The following is a 14,593-nucleotide window of genomic DNA, read 5'->3' as shown; positions in this document are numbered from 1 at the left end:
GACCTCGGTACACGGGCTCGTCGGACCGATCGCCGCCACGGCGTTCGATCCGGACGCGAGCACGCGCATCGACGAAGGATTTCTCGGATGCATTGCCCGTTCTGCCGACACCCCGACTCCCGGGTGGTGGACTCGCGCGAGGCCGACGAAGGCGCGGCCATCCGCCGCCGCCGCGCGTGCCCGCAGTGTGGGCGACGGTTCACCACGGTGGAGACCGCCATCCTGTCGGTGGTGAAGCGCAGCGGCGTGACGGAGCCGTTCAGCCGCGAGAAGGTCATCCGCGGCGTGCGGCGGGCCTGCCAAGGCCGGGAAGTCGACGACGACGCGCTGAACCTGCTCGCGCAGCAGGTGGAGGACGCGGTGCGCGCCAAGGGTTCTCCCGAGGTGCCCAGTCACGAGGTGGGCCTGGCCATCCTGGGCCCGCTGCGCGACCTGGACGAGGTGGCCTATCTGCGGTTCGCCTCGGTCTACCGGTCGTTCACCTCGGCCGCGGATTTCGAGCGCGAGATCAACGAGATGCGCAGAGCCCGCGCCGAGGCGCTGTCGGCCGCGGAGTGACTCAGCGCCGGGCCGCCGCGATCGCCTTCTCGATTCGCTTGGCGGACACCGGGAACGGGGTGCCGAGCTTCTGCGCGAACAGGCTGACCCGCAATTCCTCGATCATCCACCAGATCTCGGTGACGGTGGATGCGTGTCTGCGGTTGGCGGGCAGCGACTCGACGAAGCGGTCGTAGGCGGCGAGCACCCGATCGAGTTCGGCCATGCCCTGCCGATCGCGTACGGCCGAGCCGGGCAGTGCCGCGAGTCGCGCCACCGCTGCCTGGAGGTAGCGGGGCAGCTCGCGCAGTCTGGCCGCGCCCGTCTCGGACACGAAGCCCCGGAATACCAGGTTGTCGAGCTGATGGCGGACGTCCTCGGCGATGTCGCGCTCACCGGTTCGCGCGAGCGCCGCGGAAACCTGATGGGCGCCGGCGAGAACCGGCACGACCAGGCGGACGTAGCGCGCGACCGAGGAAGCGAAATCCGGGCGGATCCGGGCGACGAGCGCGTCGAACTCCGCCGGGTCGCGCACCGGACCGCCCGCGGCGGCGAGCAACTCGTCGGCGGCGGCTGCGCGGCAGTCGTCGAGCAGCGCCTCCAGCGAGCCGTACGGATTCTGGCTCAGGGCAAGGCGATCCGCGGGCGACAGGCCCGCGGTGGCGCTGCGGGCCGACGCGGGCAGCGCGTTCAGCAGCAGCGCCCTGGTGCCGAGGCGCATGGCGGCGGCCTGCTCGGTGGGAGAGCTGAGCACCCGGACCGCCACGCCGTCGCCCTCGGCGACGAGCGCGGGGTAGCCGGTGACGGTCTGCCCGGCCACTTCGCGCCGCACCGTCGGCGCGATGGTGCCCAGCGATTCGGAGGTCCACGCCGTGGCCGGTGGGCGTTCCGCCCCGGCGGTGGCCCGGGCGACAGAGGCGGAGACCTGTTCGGCGAGCTGGGTTTTCAGCGCGGCGAGGCTCTTGCCGCGCGCGAGCGTGGCACCGTCCGCGCCGACGGCGGCGAAGGTCATGCGCAGGTGATCGGGCAGCGCGGAGAGGTCGAAATCAGTGGGGGCGATGGACACCGAACCCAGCCGGGACAGCTCGCGCGCCAGCCCGGCGCGCAGCGGCTCCGCCCGCGGGGTGAGCGCCGCCAGCGCGGCGGCGGCGAAGTCGGGAGCGGGAACAACGCTGCGGCGCAACGTCTTCGGCAAGGTCTTGATCAGCGCGGCGGCCAGCTCGTCGCGCATGCCGGGCACCAGCCAGTCGAAGCCGACGGCGCGGACGTGGGCGAGCTGTTCCACCGGAATCCGTACGGTGACGCCGTCCTCCTCGGTGCCGGGCTCGAACTGGTAGGAGAGCGGGAAACTGAGTTCGCCCTGGCGCCAGGAGTCGGGGAAGGCCGCCGGGTCCAGCGCGGCCGCGCCTTCGTTGACCACGGTGGAGGTGGTGAATTCCAGCAGCCCCGGATCTGCTCGCCGGGCGGAGCGCCACCAGCTGTCGAAGTGCCGCACCGAGACGATGTCGGCGGGCAGGCGCTTGTCGTAGAACTCGAACAGCACTTCGTCGTCGACGAGGATGTCCCGGCGGCGGGCGCGGTGCTCCAGGTCGGCGACGTCGTCGAGCAGCGCGCGATTGCGGTGGAAGAACTCGTGCCGGGTCTGCCACTCGCCCTGGACCAGGGCGTGCCGGATGAACAGCTCCCGCGACAATTCGGGGTCGATCCGGCCGTAGTCCACCGCTCTGCCGGTGACCAGCGGAATCCCGTACAACGTGACCCGCTCGTAGGCGCGCGCCGCTCCCCGCTTGGCCGACCAGTGCGGTTCGGAGTAGGTGCGTTTGACGAGATCGCCCGCGAGCCGTTCGGCCCATTCGGGCTCGATCTTCGCGGCCATCCGGCCCCACAGCCGCGAGGTCTCGACAAGTTCGGCGGCCATCACCCACCGCGGCGGTTTCTTCGCCAGCGACGAGCCGGGGAAGATCATGAACTTGGCGTTGCGCGCGCCGAGGAACTCCCGGGATTCCGCCTCCCGGACCCCGATGTGCGACAACATGCCCGCCAGCAGCGCTTGATGGATGGCGGTGGAATCCCAGGGCACGCCTTGGTCCTCCGTGGCTGCACTCGCCATGACGGGCCGATCACGTTCGGCGCCGGATCTCCCGTCGCCTCGGCGCCGTGCCGGGCCGCTTCGGCGCGACCTGCCGGCGGATCCGCGATTCGGTGTTTCGGCGTCGGCTCGGCGCGGGGCGTCGGGCGCTTCCTCCGCTCGCGTCGACCAGCCGAGGCCCTTGGTGATCGTGCGCAGTTGCCCGTGCAGGTCCTGCCATTCCCTGATCCGCAGATAGTGCAGGAATTCCTCCCGGCACAGCCGCCGGAACTGATTGGACGACAACGATTTGCGCTGATCGCCGAGATATTCCCATAGTCGCAGGTAGGCCAGGAAGTCGGAGCCCTCGACCGTGAAGCGCGCGTGCTTGGTGTCGGCGGCCTGCTGCTGGTCGGCGGGCCGCTCTCGGACGTCCTGGATCGACAGCGCCGCGACGACGACCAGCACGTCCGCCAGGCAGCCGTTGCGGTGCGCCTCCACCAGCATCCGCGCCATTCGGGGATCTACCGGCAGCTGGGCCATCTCCCGTCCGATCGGCGTCAGCGTGAGCGCGGCGTCGCCGTCGGCCGAAGTTCTGCCGTCGCGCCGTGCGAGGGCGCCCAGCTCTTCGAGGAGCGCGACACCGTCGCGAATGGCGCGGCGATCCGGCGCCTCGACGAAGGGGAAGTTCTCGATGTCCCCGAGCCCGAGCGCGGTCATCTGGAGGATGACCGCGGCCAGGTTGGTGCGCAGGATCTCCGGTTCGGTGAAAGCCGGCCGGGATTCGAAATCGTCCTCGGAGTACAGGCGGATGCAGATGCCGTCGGCGACGCGACCGCATCGTCCGGACCGCTGCCGCGCCGACGCCTGCGACACCGGTTCGATCGGCAAGCGCTGCACCTTGGTCCGCATGGAGTAGCGGGAGATGCGTGCCGTGCCCGGGTCGACCACGTACCGGATGCCGGGCACCGTGAGCGAGGTCTCCGCGACGTTCGTCGCCAGCACCACCCGGCGCCCGGCGTGCGGGGCGAACACGCGGTGCTGCTCGGCGGTGGACAGCCGGGCGTACAGCGGGAGGATCTCGGTGCGCGGCAGCTTCAGGTCGCGCAGCGCGTCGGCGGTGTCGCGGATCTCGCGTTCGCCGGACAGGAACACCAGCACGTCACCGTCGCCCGCCTCGAACAGCTCGGTGACGGCGGCACCGATCGCGTCCACCGGATCCCGGTCGACGATGCGGGTGTCCTCGTCGTCTTCGTCCGCGTCGGCGCCGGGCAGCTCCAGCGCGAGCGGCCGATAGCGGATCTCCACCGGATAGGAGCGGCCGGAAACTTCGACGATCGGGGCGGGAGTGCCCGCCGCGTCCGCGAAGTGCCGGGCGAACAGCTCGGGATCGATGGTCGCCGAGGTGATGATCACCTTGAGGTCGGGCCTGCGGGGGAGCAGCTGTTTGAGGTAGCCGAGCAGGAAGTCGATGTTGAGGCTGCGTTCGTGCGCCTCGTCGATGATGATCGTGTCGTAGCGGCGCAGCAGCCGGTCGCGCTGGATCTCGGCGAGCAGGATGCCGTCGGTCATCAGTTTGACCAGGGTGTGCTCGGCGGCGTGGTCGGTGAACCGCACCGTGTAGCCGACGACGTCGCCGAGTTCGGTGCCCAGCTCTTCGGCGATGCGCTCGGCCACGGTGCGTGCGGCCAGCCTGCGCGGCTGGGTGTGTCCGATGGTGCCGCGGATGCCGCGGCCGAGTTCCAGGCAGATCTTCGGAATCTGGGTGGTCTTGCCCGAGCCGGTCTCGCCGGCGACGATCACCACCTGATGCTCGGCGATGGCCGCGGCGATGTCCGCGCGACGGGCGGTGACCGGAAGTTGCTCCGGGTAGCGAATCTCCGGCACGGCGGCGCGCCGGGCCTCGACCCGCAGTTCGGCCGCCGCGATCTCGGCTTCGACCTCGCCCAGGTCACCGCCGCGCGCTTTGTCGAGCCTGCGCCGCAGCCGGTGTTCGTCGCGAAGGGAAAGATTCGCCAGACGGGTGCGAAGGTCACGGGAGTCGGTGGCGGCTGTCCTGGTCATTGCATCGACCAGCCTAGCGAAATCCGCCAGCGGATTTTTTGGCGCCGGGCGCCACGGCTGGTAGCCCGATGGAAGCTGGGGCGGTGCGGTGACGCGAGCGGCGGGGAGCGGGATCCGGTAAAGGTGGAGATATGAACGCCCTGTGGCACGGCTTCGCCGACATGGGCGCCGTCGAGCGCGACGGCGCGTTCGTGGTCGCTCGCGGCGACGGCGTCTACGTTTTCGACCGGGCGGGCAATCGCTACCTGGACGCGACCGCCGGCCTGTGGTTCGCCAACGTCGGCCACGGCCGCGGGGAAATCGCCGACGCGGTGGCCGCCCAGTTGCGCAACATCGCGCACTACTCGAATTTCGGTGACATCACCGAACCCGCCACCCAGGAGCTCGCCGAGCGGCTCTCCGGCCTCGCGCCGGTGCCGGGCAGCAAGATCTTCTTCACCTCGGGCGGCTCCGACTCCGTCGACACCGCGACCAAGCTGGCCCGCCGCTACTGGCACGAACTGGGCAGGCCGGACAAGACGATCGTGGTCGGCCGGCGGATGGCCTATCACGGCATGCACGTGGCAGGCACGGCGCTGGCGGGCATACCGGGCAACCGCGAGGGTTACGGCGAGCTGATGCCCGCGACGCGGACTGTGGAGTGGGACGACGCGAAAGCTCTGCTCGCTCTGATCGAGGAGGTCGGCGCGGAGCGGATCGCCGCGTTCTTCTGTGAACCCGTGATCGGCGCGGGCGGTGTGTTCCCGCCGCCGGAGGGCTACCTCGCCGAGGTGCGGCGCATCTGCCGCGACCACGACATCCTGTTCGTGGCCGACGAAGTGGTGACCGGTTTCGGCCGCATCGGAGGAGCCTGGTTCGCGTCGTCGCGTTTCGCGCTCGAACCCGACCTGATGACCACCGCGAAGGGACTGACCTCCGGCTATCTTCCGATGGGCGCGGTCTTCGCCGCACCGCACGTGGCGGAGCCGTTCTTCGCCGGCGGCGTGTGGTGGCGGCACGGCTACACCTATGGCGGCCACGCGGGCGCCGCGGCCGCCGCGCTGGCGAACCTCGACATCATCGAGCGCGAGAGCCTGCTCGACGCGGCTCTGCGCCTGGAATCCAGCCTGCACGAGCGACTGTCGGTGCTCGCGGCACATCCCAGGGTCGCCGAGGTGCGCAGCGGGGTCGGCGCCGTCGCGGCGATTCAGCTCGCCGATCCCGCCGAAGGGCCTGCGCTGGTCAAGACGTTGCGCGCGCAGGGCATCTCCGGTCGTGCCGCGGGCCAAGGCGCCATGCAGGTCTCCCCGGCGTTCGTCATGACCGACGAGCAGGTCGCCGCACTCGTCGACGGATTCACCCGCGCCCTGAACGATGTGTGATTCGCCACGTCCGTGTTCGGCCGCCCCACTCGGTGTCGCAGGGCACGGGTCATAGAAACGCTGTGCGGGTCCGGGCGGCAGTCGCCGGATCGCGCGCACTGTAATTCGAAGCCGTGCTCGGCATAGAACCGGTGCGCGCCCGATTCGAAGCTGACGGAAGCCGCGCAGCGGCCTTGTCGAATGGACGCAACAGGGTGGAAGCGATACCGCGGCGTTGCTGGGTCATGGCGGCGCGTGCATTCGAGTTCGGCGTGCTCGTCCTCGTGGCATTTCAGAGCAGCGCATCCGGCGAGGCACGCCGCTGACGCGACGCAATCGAAAAGGTCACCCGCATCACTGCCGGGATGCGAACATGGAAGGGCGACGACCGTGGTCGCCGTGTTGAGAGGTGGTGGGGTGTGGCGCAATTCGTGCAGGAGTATGCCGTATTGCGGTGGATGGTGGTGGCCGCGTTCGTGATCGCCGCGGGCATCGTGGTGACACGGGTGACGGCGCCCGCGGCGTCGCCGGTCGATTCCGTCCCGGATGCGCCCGCGCCATCGGATGCTGTGGTCGAGCACGCCGAATCCGATGCGGCGCATCTGGTGATGTGCCTGGTCATGCTCGGCATGCTGGTGTTTCCCTCGGGGTCGAGCCCGCACGCGTTGCGCGGTGTGCTCACAGCGATGGCCGTGGTCTTCGCCGGACTGCTACTGATCCGCGCCGCGGAGTACGTCACCGAGGGGCGGCCGCTGCCGATCGACCGGCTGGTTCCACTCGGCTACCACATCGTGGCCGTCGCGGCGATGCTCTACGCGATGTCCGGCCATACGGCCTCCGGTCACGCGGGCGGTCCGGCGCCCGGCCCCGCGCTCGGTCTCGCCGCCTTGTTCCTTCTCGACGCACTCGTGGTCGCGTTCGCCGCCTGCACCGGCTGGGCGCATACGCGGATGCCGGGGCCGCTGGGGCTGCTGGCGCGTTCCGGGGGGTGCGTCGCCGCTCTCACCGGTCCCGCGCGACCGTGGGCGGCGTTGCCGCACGTGGTGATGGATGCCGGTACCGCCTACATGCTGGTGGCCGTGATCGCTGGTTGACCGGGGGACCAATCCGGTCCCCCCCGCATACCGAACCCCTGTTCATGCAGGCACGGGATTCGGCCATGAGCAACGAACACGGTTCTGCTTCATCCCTTCGATCCGGCGATCCGGCGCGAGTGCGAGAGGAACCCGGCGATTCCGCCCTCGCGTGCCCGCTGCCGTCCGGCTACGACCGCTCCCAGGCCACCCTCGCCAGCCGCAAGCTCGCTGCGCTGCTCGCCGCCGCGGGGGCGGGCGATCGCGGCGCCTTCACCGAGTTCTACCAGCTGACCAGTCCGCGGGTGTTCGGGCTGACGGTGCGGATCCTGCGCAGTCACGCCGCCGCGGAAGAGGTGACCCAGGAGGTGTACCTGCAGGTCTGGACGATGGCCGACCGTTACGACGCCACGCTGGCCAGTCCGGTCGGCTGGATCATGATGCTCGCACACCGGCGTGCGGTGGACCGGGTGCGCGCGGAGAGTTCGGCCACCAACCGGGATCTGGTCTACGCGCACGAGCACCTGGCGCGCGACCACGACGTGGTCGCCGAATCGGTCGCCCAGCGCATCGAGGAGCAGCAGGTGGCAGACTGTCTGGAAACTCTGACCCCTACCCAGCGCGAAGCGATCGCACTGGCCTACTACAGCGGGCGGACCTACCGGGAGGTCGCCGATCATCTCTCGGTGCCGCTGCCTACGATCAAGACCCGCATCCGCGACGGGCTGAAGCGATTGGAGAAGTGCTTGTCCGGGGAGCACACCGATGGTTGACACCGCACCGCGGCCGGACGCGGATCTCATCGACCTCGCCTATCCCTGCGCGCTGGACGCGATCGCCGACATCGAACGCAGACATATCGATGCCCGTTTGGCGGCCGCCGACCCCGACGTGCGGCGGGAGTTCTCCGATACGGTCTGGCAGATGCGCGACGTCTTGGGGCGATTGGCGGTGCTCGACGAACTCGCACCGCCGCCGGAGCTGGAAGGCCGGATCCTGGCGGCGCTGCCGGACCGGCGCGAGGGGAGATCGGTCACCCGGATCCCCTCGTGGCGGCGATCGCTGCGCTGGGCGGCGCCGATCGCGGCGGCCGTCTGCCTGGTGGTCGGCGCGAGCTTCGTCGCCGTTCAGTTCACCGGCTCCTCTTCCGACCCCGTGGCCGCCAGTCAGGTACCGGCCGCGCCGGTGGAGCGGACGGTCAGCGGGGCGTTCGCCGGTGGCGGTCTGCTGGTCGTCGACGCCTCGCCGGAACTCGGCCGCGCGGTCGTCGTGTTCGACGGGGTCGCGCCGCCGCCCCCGGGCCGGGTCTATCAGGTGTGGCTGGTCGGCGCAGACGGGCAGCCCCGTTCGGTCGGGGTGCTGAGCGATGCGCCGTCGACCGGCCGGCCACTCGTGACCGGATTCCGGCCGGGCGAGGTCTTGGCGGTGAGCATCGAACCGGACGGCGGCTCGGACGCGCCGAGCGCAGATCCGGTCGTCGGCGTCACCCTGCCGTGAGCCGCGGCTGGATCTCCACCGGCTGGTCGGCGACGACGCGACCGCCGAGGCGCACCCAGCCGTCGGAGTCCCACTGGGTGAACAGTTGCGAGCCCTTGCCCTGGGTGATCATCAACCCTTTCCGCAGCAACGCCGTCAACGCCACGGCAGCGGCTCCGGTCGCCTCGTCCTCCGGGACGCCCATGGTCGGTGCGAACATGCGCGACCGCAGGGCGGCGCGATACTCGTCGGTCCAGGCCCACAGGTAGTGCGGGCCGCCGGGGAACTCTTCCGGGCGCACGGTGGCCAGCTCCTCGGCGTCTTCCAGCTGATGAAAGGTGAACGGGGGCGCCCATTCGCCGCGCGCGGTGATCCAGGTCAAGCCCTCGGTGAGTTCCACCGCCACCGGCCCCGCCGGGACGTCCAGCGTCCGCACCGGGACGCCCTGAGCCGCGAACCACCAGGCGGTGCCCACGGACGGGTGCCCGGCGAAGGGAAGTTCCACCGTGGGGGTGTAGATCCGCACCGCGACGGTGCCGTCCACCGGTTCCTCGACCACCACGGTCTCGCTGTATCCGGCTTTCGCCGCCAACGCCTGCCGATCGACCGCGGCCACGTCGGCCGCGCGTGCGATACCGAGCTCGTTGCCGAACCGGCCCGCCGCGTCGGTGAACACTCGCACCACGTCAACCTGTGTGCTCATGCTCCCCGAGCCTACCCGGGTACGCTGGCGTCGAGCTGTCGTCCGGACCACATGGAAACGCGAAAGAGGCCCCTGCCGCAGGACAGGGGCCTCTTTCCGGTCGAAATCAGATCGCGGCAGTGCTGAGGGCTTCGGTCGACTGCACCGCCTGGCCGACGCCGGCCACGATGGCGGCGGCACGCAGCGATTCGAAGATCACTTCGCGGGACACGCCCGCCTCGCGCAGCGTGTGCTCGTGCGCCTCGAGGCAGTGCGCGCAGCCGTTGATCGAGGAGACCGCGAACGACCAGAGCTCGAAATCGGCCTTCTCGACGCCCGGCGCGCCGATGATCTGCATGCGCAGCCCGGCCCGCAGGTCGTCGTAGCGGCCCCCGAGGAACGCCTTGCCCCGGTAGAACACGTTGTTCATGCCCATGATCGAGGCGGCGCCGAGCGCGGCGTTGTACGCCTCCGCCGACAGCACGTCGGCGGCCTCCTCGGCGATCTCGCGCAGGGTGGTCGTCGACCGGGTCGCGGCCGCCGACGCCAGCAGGGTGCCCCACAGTTGCTGCTCGTTCAGCACCGTGGTGCGCGCGAGGGATGACAGATTGAGCTTGAGGTCCTTGGCGTACTCGGGGAGGGAGTTCTTCAGGTTCTCAATGCTCATGCGGCGATTCCTCTGCTCGATGCGGTCCCGCGCGGGGACCGGGTCGTTGTTCTGTGATGGGGGTGACACACCCGGAACCCGGGTGCGACGGCGGTTCTCAGACGCTGGCGGCCAGGAGCTCGCCTGCGTTGATGGTCGGGTCGCCTTTCTTCCAGTTGCAGGCGCACAGCTCGTCGGACTGCAGCGCGTCCAGCACGCGCAGCACCTCGTCCACGTTGCGGCCCACCGACCCTGCGGTGACCGAGACGAACTGGATCTCGTTGTTCGGGTCGACGATGAAGGTGGCGCGGTCGGCGACACCGTCGGCGTTCAGCACACCGGTGGCCGTGGCCAATTCGCGCTTGAGGTCCGACAGCATGGGGAACGGGAGGGTCTTGAGGTCCTCGTGCTGGGCGCGCCACTGGAAGTGCACGAACTCGTTGTCCACCGACGCGCCGAGCACCTGCGCGTCGCGGTCGGCGAACTCGTCGTTCAGCTTGCCGAACGCGGCGATCTCCGTCGGGCACACGAAAGTGAAGTCCTTGGGCCAGAAGAAGATGACGCGCCACTTGCCCGCGTGGTCGTCGCTGGTGATCCGGGTGAAGTAGTCGTCAGGCTGCTGAGCGTCGACCTTCGACAGGTCACCGCCGATGACTGCGGTGAGGTTGTATGCCGGGAATTGGTCGCCGATGGTCAGCAGGGCCATGCTCGTCTCCTCGTCAAGTTGGTTTGCTACCTGTGTTCTGCGGTATTGCGGGCCCGTCACGGTCTGCCGAAGCACCGCCTCGGGCCGGGCACTCACACCGCGGGTGAAAAGCTCCCCGGCGATCTTGCCCAAGGGTGCGCGAAAGGTAAAGGTGATCAGTCGCACTACACTGATAGGAGTGACTGATCAGACTTATCAGCCCACCCTGTCACAGCTGCGTGCGTTCGTGGCGATCGCGGAATACCGCCATTTCGGCACCGCGGCCGCCCGCCTCGGTGTGAGTCAGCCCACGCTATCGCAGGCGCTCGCGGCGCTGGAGCACGGGCTCGGGCTACAGCTGATCGAACGGAGTACCCGGCGGGTGCTGGTGACCGCGGCGGGGATGCGCTTGCTGCCCAAGGCGATGGCGACGCTGGAAGCCGCCGACCGCTTCGTCGCGTCGGCCACCGGCGACGGACTCGGCGGCACGCTGCGGATGGGCATCATCCCGACGGTAGCCCCTTATGTGCTGCCCGGGTTGCTGCCCGAACTGCGCAAGCGGCTGCCCGAGCTGCGCCCGCAGATCATCGAGGACCAGACCGCCCGATTGCTGGACGGGCTGCGCACCGGCGTGCTCGACGTCGCGCTGCTCGCGGTGCCCACCGAAATGCCCGGCCTGGTCGAGATCCCGCTCTACGCGGAGGAATTCGTGCTGGTCACGCCGCGCGGTCACGAGCTGGCCGGGCGTACCGATCTCGTGGCGTCGGCGCTCGACGCGCAGCCGCTGCTGCTGCTGGACGAGGGGCACTGCCTACGGGACCAGACGCTCGAGGCCTGCCGCTCGGCCGATGTGCACCCGGCCGCCGTCGGCGACACCAGAGCCGCCTCCCTCTCGACCGTGGTGCAGTGCGTCGCGGGCGGGCTCGGCGTGACCCTGATCCCGCAGATGGCCGTCGCGACCGAAACCGCACGGGGCACACTCGATGTCGCGCATTTCTCGGCCCCTGCTCCCGGCCGCGCCATCGGCCTGGTCTTCCGCACGTCCAGTGCTCGCGCCGACGATTACGAATATCTGGCCGCCATTGTCCGTGCCCAGCGGCCGATGTAGGTGCGCGGGACGGGCGCGGCGGGCACAGTGGGTGCGGCAGGCGAGGAGCGGCGAATGGACACCGAGGCACTGGGATCCGGGCGGCTGAGCCGCCTGTCCGGGCTCGACCACGCGCTGTTCGTCTACGGCACGCTGCAGTTCCCCGAGGTGCTGCGCACGCTGATCGGACGCGTCCCGCCGCTGGAACCGGCCGAGCTGACCGGTTGGCGCGCTGCCACGCTGCCGCGGCGGATCTACCCGGGGCTGGTCGCCGCGCCCGGCGGGCTGACCCGTGGCGCCGTGCTGAGCGGGCTCACCGCGCAGGAGTGGACGGTTCTCGACGCCTTCGAGGACGACGAGTACGACCTGCGCAGGGTGCGGCTCGAGGACTGGAGTGCTCCGGTGTGGACCTATGTGTGGACGGTGGCGGCGGATTCGACGGACTGGCAACGGGATCGGTTCGCCGCCGAGCACCTCGAGCGTTTCGCCGCTCGATCCGCCCTGTGGCGCCGTGATCCCGCCAGTTTCCCGGATTCCGCCGGGCCGGGATGGTCGGGTCCGATGGTGTGAGGCCGATGGTGGCGCCGGGACCACATGGTCGGCTCTGGTCGGAGCGACGAGAACGGCCGGGTTGCGATTCCAAGACGACCGGTCGTATATTCGTCGTGTGGCACGATCTCGACGCAGTGAAGACACCCGGCGGCTTCTGGTCGAAGCGGGCGCCTCTGGATTCCTGACCAACGGATACCACGGCACCGGGATCAAACAGATCCTGGACGAGGTGGGTGTGCCGAAGGGATCGTTCTACAACTACTTCGACAGCAAGGAGAGTTTCGGCCGCGCGATCATCGAGCATCACTCACGGTGTGTGCAGCGGAATCTCACCGAGGCGTTCGGCGCCGCCCCGGACCCGGTAAGCGGCTTGCGGGCGTTCTTCGCGCGGCTGATGGACGATTTCGTCGCCGCCGAATTCACCGGCGGCTGTCTCATCGCGAACCTGGGCGGCGAACTGGAGGGCAGTGAACTGCTGCGGGAATCGCTGTCGGCAGCCTGGGGCGCGTGGCGCGATCGCGTCGCCGAGCAACTCGCGCACGGCCAGCGGCTCGGCATGATCCGCTCCGACATCGCCGCCGACGAACTGGCGGATCTGCTGCTCGAGTCCTGGGAGGGCGCGGTGATCAGGATGAAGATCGATCGCACCCTCGCACCGCTGCACAAGTGCCTTGATCGGCTGCTCGGCGACTATTTCCTGCCCTGACTCCGGGGTATCACCGCGCTCGGCGACTTCGGCTGCCCATTCGAAGACGACCGGTCGTATAACAGAAGGGAACGACATGACGAAGACGGTTATCGTGACCGGTTCCTCCAGTGGGATCGGCCGCGATATCGCGCGGGCGTTCGTGACACGCGGCGACAACGTCGTGCTCAACGGACGCGACGCGGACAAACTGACGCGGGTAGCCGCCGAACTGGACGCGCCGGAGCAGGTGGCCACGGTGGCGGGCGACATCGGCGCGACCGCCACCGGAGCGACCCTGGTCGAAGTCGCCGTCGAGCGGTTCGGCGGCGTGGACGTACTGGTCAACAACGCGGGCGTCTTCGGAGCCAAGCCCTTCGTCGAGGTCACCGAGCGCGACCTGGACGGCTACCTGAACGGGAACCTGAAGGGCACCTACTTCACCACGCAGGCCGTGGTGCGGCGGTTCCTGACCCAAGGGCGGGGCGGCAGCATCGTGAACATCGGTACGGTGCTGATCGACCACGCCCTCGCGGGGCTGCCCGCCTCGGCGGCCTTGGTGAGCAAGGGCGGGGTGCACGCGCTGACGACCAGCCTTGCCGCGGAACTCGCCGCCGATGGCATCCGGGTCAACGCGGTAGCCCCCGGCATCATCCGCACCCCGTTGTTCGGCGACGGCGACGAACAGGCCTCCGGCAGGCTCGCGCTGCTGAACCGCATCGGGGAAGTCGCGGAGACCACGGCCGCGGTGGTGTATCTCGCCGACGCCGCATTCACGACCGGACATATCTTGCCCGTCGACGGCGGGTTCATCTCGGGAAGGGCCGCCTGACATGCCATACGTGAACATCAAAGTCACCGACGAAGGCGTGACCCGCGAGCAGAAGGCGCGGCTGATCAAGGGCGTCACGGAGCTGTTGCACGACGTGCTCGGCAAGGCGCCCGCGAGCACGTACGTCGTGATCGATGAGGTGCCCTTGTCGAACTGGGGCGTCGGCGGGGTAGATGTCGAGCGCTGGCGCGAGCAGCAGCGCTCCTGACTCGCGATTCCGCGGAGACTCGCCAACGAAGAAGTCAGCGCGAACCGCTGCGTTTCCGCCCGCGGCCGAGGTCCAGGTACGACAAATACAGCTCGACGGAGGGGAGCTGCGGTGCCGACACTGCTGGAAATCTCGAATCGTCATGCCGCGCGGCGAGCTGCTGGACCGGATCCGCGCGCGCTTCGAGCCGCTGGTCGGCTATCTTCTGCTGCCCGCCTTCTTCATCTACACCGGTCTGAACACCGAGCTCGGCTTGATCTTCGAGCCCGAGGTGCTGACGATGACCGTGGTGGTGCTGGTGGTGTCGTGCGCGGGCAAGTTCGGCGCCGTCGGGCTCGTCGCCCGCTCGCAGGGCATGGGCCGGCGCGATGGGCGCGCTGGCCAACGCGCGCGGACTGATGGAGCTGGTCCTACTGAACGTCGGGTTCTCGGCCGGGTTGATCGCCCCGGAGTTGTACACCGTGCTGGCCGTCATGACGACGGTCACCACGTTCGTCGCGACCCCGTTGCAGCGATGTTCAAGCGCAGCGCGTGGAAGAACGGCATGGTGTTCGGGCCCGGCGGCGAGGAGCCGAAGACGGCGACAGCATCGCAGCGGCCGCACCAGCCGCCCGCGGACCCGGCGCGCCTGTGACCGCGTGACAAACGCCGAATGCGC

General features: G+C 69.6%; 15 protein-coding genes. 11 read left to right on the top strand and 4 right to left on the bottom strand.

Annotated features, from left to right (window positions below):
* The first annotated feature begins 87 nt into the window (after nucleotides 1-87).
* A complete protein-coding gene (nrdR, locus tag ON27_RS17570; protein ID WP_043728036.1) occupies nucleotides 88-558 on the top strand; it encodes a transcriptional regulator NrdR in 471 nt (156 codons plus the stop codon).
* Nucleotide 559: 1 nt separating this feature from the next.
* Here the strand turns inward: nrdR and hrpA are convergent, their stop codons facing one another.
* Entirely contained in the window at nucleotides 560-4,669 is a 4,110-nt protein-coding gene (hrpA, locus tag ON27_RS17565; protein ID WP_043728032.1) for an ATP-dependent RNA helicase HrpA, read from the bottom strand.
* Nucleotides 4,670-4,800: 131 nt separating this feature from the next.
* Here hrpA and ON27_RS17560 point away from each other — a divergent pair, with 131 nt between their 5' ends.
* The 4 genes from ON27_RS17560 (at nucleotide 4,801) to ON27_RS17540 (ending at nucleotide 8,579) form a co-directional block, all read left to right on the top strand.
* Nucleotides 4,801-6,030: an aminotransferase family protein gene (locus ON27_RS17560; RefSeq protein WP_043728029.1), complete on the top strand. Its 1,230-nt coding sequence runs from the start codon at nucleotides 4,801-4,803 to the stop codon at nucleotides 6,028-6,030.
* Between the two features lie 398 nt (nucleotides 6,031-6,428).
* Complete coding sequence (locus tag ON27_RS17550) at nucleotides 6,429-7,103, top strand: DUF5134 domain-containing protein (RefSeq protein ID WP_043728025.1); 675 nt, start codon at nucleotides 6,429-6,431, stop codon at nucleotides 7,101-7,103.
* 65 nt (nucleotides 7,104-7,168) lie between these two features.
* Entirely contained in the window at nucleotides 7,169-7,855 is a 687-nt protein-coding gene (gene sigK, locus ON27_RS17545; protein WP_051046710.1) for an ECF RNA polymerase sigma factor SigK, read from the top strand.
* On the top strand, nucleotides 7,848-8,579 hold the full coding sequence (locus ON27_RS17540) for an anti-sigma factor (protein WP_051046709.1): 732 nt from the start codon (nucleotides 7,848-7,850) through the stop codon (nucleotides 8,577-8,579). Before sigK ends, ON27_RS17540 begins: the two co-directional genes overlap by 8 nt.
* Here ON27_RS17540 and ON27_RS17535 read toward each other — a convergent pair.
* The 3 genes from ON27_RS17535 to ON27_RS17525 all read right to left on the bottom strand — a co-directional run bounded on the left by ON27_RS17535 (nucleotide 8,566) and on the right by ON27_RS17525 (nucleotide 10,592).
* A complete protein-coding gene (locus tag ON27_RS17535; protein ID WP_043728021.1) occupies nucleotides 8,566-9,261 on the bottom strand; it encodes a PhzF family phenazine biosynthesis protein in 696 nt (231 codons plus the stop codon). The two genes, ON27_RS17540 and ON27_RS17535, sit on opposite strands and share 14 nt — an antisense overlap.
* A gap of 106 nt (nucleotides 9,262-9,367) precedes the next feature.
* On the bottom strand, nucleotides 9,368-9,907 hold the full coding sequence (ahpD, locus tag ON27_RS17530; protein ID WP_043728018.1) for an alkylhydroperoxidase, AhpD family: 540 nt from the start codon (nucleotides 9,905-9,907) through the stop codon (nucleotides 9,368-9,370).
* Between the two features lie 97 nt (nucleotides 9,908-10,004).
* The gene (locus ON27_RS17525) at nucleotides 10,005-10,592 is read right to left on the bottom strand and encodes a peroxiredoxin (protein WP_043728106.1); all 588 of its coding nucleotides are present in this window, start codon (nucleotides 10,590-10,592) and stop codon (nucleotides 10,005-10,007) included.
* 178 nt (nucleotides 10,593-10,770) lie between these two features.
* Between ON27_RS17525 and ON27_RS17520 the strand changes: the two genes are divergently transcribed.
* From ON27_RS17520 to ON27_RS17495, 6 genes are all read left to right on the top strand, one after another.
* A complete protein-coding gene (locus ON27_RS17520) occupies nucleotides 10,771-11,679 on the top strand; it encodes a hydrogen peroxide-inducible genes activator (RefSeq protein WP_043728015.1) in 909 nt (302 codons plus the stop codon).
* A 54-nt stretch (nucleotides 11,680-11,733) separates the two neighbouring features.
* Nucleotides 11,734-12,228 (top strand): gamma-glutamylcyclotransferase family protein, encoded by a 495-nt coding sequence (locus ON27_RS17515; RefSeq protein WP_051046714.1) that lies wholly within the window; start codon nucleotides 11,734-11,736, stop codon nucleotides 12,226-12,228.
* Between the two features lie 97 nt (nucleotides 12,229-12,325).
* The gene (locus tag ON27_RS17510) at nucleotides 12,326-12,916 is read left to right on the top strand and encodes a TetR/AcrR family transcriptional regulator (RefSeq protein WP_043728009.1); all 591 of its coding nucleotides are present in this window, start codon (nucleotides 12,326-12,328) and stop codon (nucleotides 12,914-12,916) included.
* A 76-nt stretch (nucleotides 12,917-12,992) separates the two neighbouring features.
* Nucleotides 12,993-13,727 (top strand): SDR family NAD(P)-dependent oxidoreductase, encoded by a 735-nt coding sequence (locus tag ON27_RS17505; RefSeq protein WP_043728006.1) that lies wholly within the window; start codon nucleotides 12,993-12,995, stop codon nucleotides 13,725-13,727.
* A 1-nt stretch (nucleotide 13,728) separates the two neighbouring features.
* Nucleotides 13,729-13,935: a tautomerase family protein gene (locus ON27_RS17500; RefSeq protein WP_043728004.1), complete on the top strand. Its 207-nt coding sequence runs from the start codon at nucleotides 13,729-13,731 to the stop codon at nucleotides 13,933-13,935.
* A 142-nt stretch (nucleotides 13,936-14,077) separates the two neighbouring features.
* Nucleotides 14,078-14,569, top strand: a complete 492-nt coding sequence (locus tag ON27_RS17495) for a cation:proton antiporter domain-containing protein (RefSeq protein ID WP_043728002.1) — start codon at nucleotides 14,078-14,080, stop codon at nucleotides 14,567-14,569.
* The last annotated feature ends 24 nt before the right edge of the window (nucleotides 14,570-14,593 follow it).

Source organism: Nocardia asiatica NBRC 100129 (genome assembly GCF_000308415.1).
Classification (GTDB): Bacteria; Actinomycetota; Actinomycetes; order Mycobacteriales; family Mycobacteriaceae; genus Nocardia; species Nocardia asiatica.
The sequence above is the reverse complement of the archived record's forward strand: the minus strand, read 5'-3'. Positions and strand labels throughout refer to the sequence as shown.

Bases quoted from the DNA above. Each gene is read 5' to 3' on its own strand.
- nrdR (WP_043728036.1), top strand. From the start codon at position 88: ATGCATTGCCCGTTCTGCCGACACCCCGACTCCCGGGTGGTGGACTCG.
- hrpA (WP_043728032.1), bottom strand. From the start codon at position 4,669: ATGACCAGGACAGCCGCCACCGACTCCCGTGACCTTCGCACCCGTCTG.
- ON27_RS17560 (WP_043728029.1), top strand. From the start codon at position 4,801: ATGAACGCCCTGTGGCACGGCTTCGCCGACATGGGCGCCGTCGAGCGC.
- sigK (WP_051046710.1), top strand. From the start codon at position 7,169: ATGAGCAACGAACACGGTTCTGCTTCATCCCTTCGATCCGGCGATCCG.
- ON27_RS17540 (WP_051046709.1), top strand. From the start codon at position 7,848: ATGGTTGACACCGCACCGCGGCCGGACGCGGATCTCATCGACCTCGCC.
- ON27_RS17535 (WP_043728021.1), bottom strand. From the start codon at position 9,261: ATGAGCACACAGGTTGACGTGGTGCGAGTGTTCACCGACGCGGCGGGC.
- ahpD (WP_043728018.1), bottom strand. From the start codon at position 9,907: ATGAGCATTGAGAACCTGAAGAACTCCCTCCCCGAGTACGCCAAGGAC.
- ON27_RS17525 (WP_043728106.1), bottom strand. From the start codon at position 10,592: ATGGCCCTGCTGACCATCGGCGACCAATTCCCGGCATACAACCTCACC.
- ON27_RS17515 (WP_051046714.1), top strand. From the start codon at position 11,734: ATGGACACCGAGGCACTGGGATCCGGGCGGCTGAGCCGCCTGTCCGGG.
- ON27_RS17505 (WP_043728006.1), top strand. From the start codon at position 12,993: ATGACGAAGACGGTTATCGTGACCGGTTCCTCCAGTGGGATCGGCCGC.
- ON27_RS17500 (WP_043728004.1), top strand. From the start codon at position 13,729: ATGCCATACGTGAACATCAAAGTCACCGACGAAGGCGTGACCCGCGAG.
- ON27_RS17495 (WP_043728002.1), top strand. From the start codon at position 14,078: ATGCCGCGCGGCGAGCTGCTGGACCGGATCCGCGCGCGCTTCGAGCCG.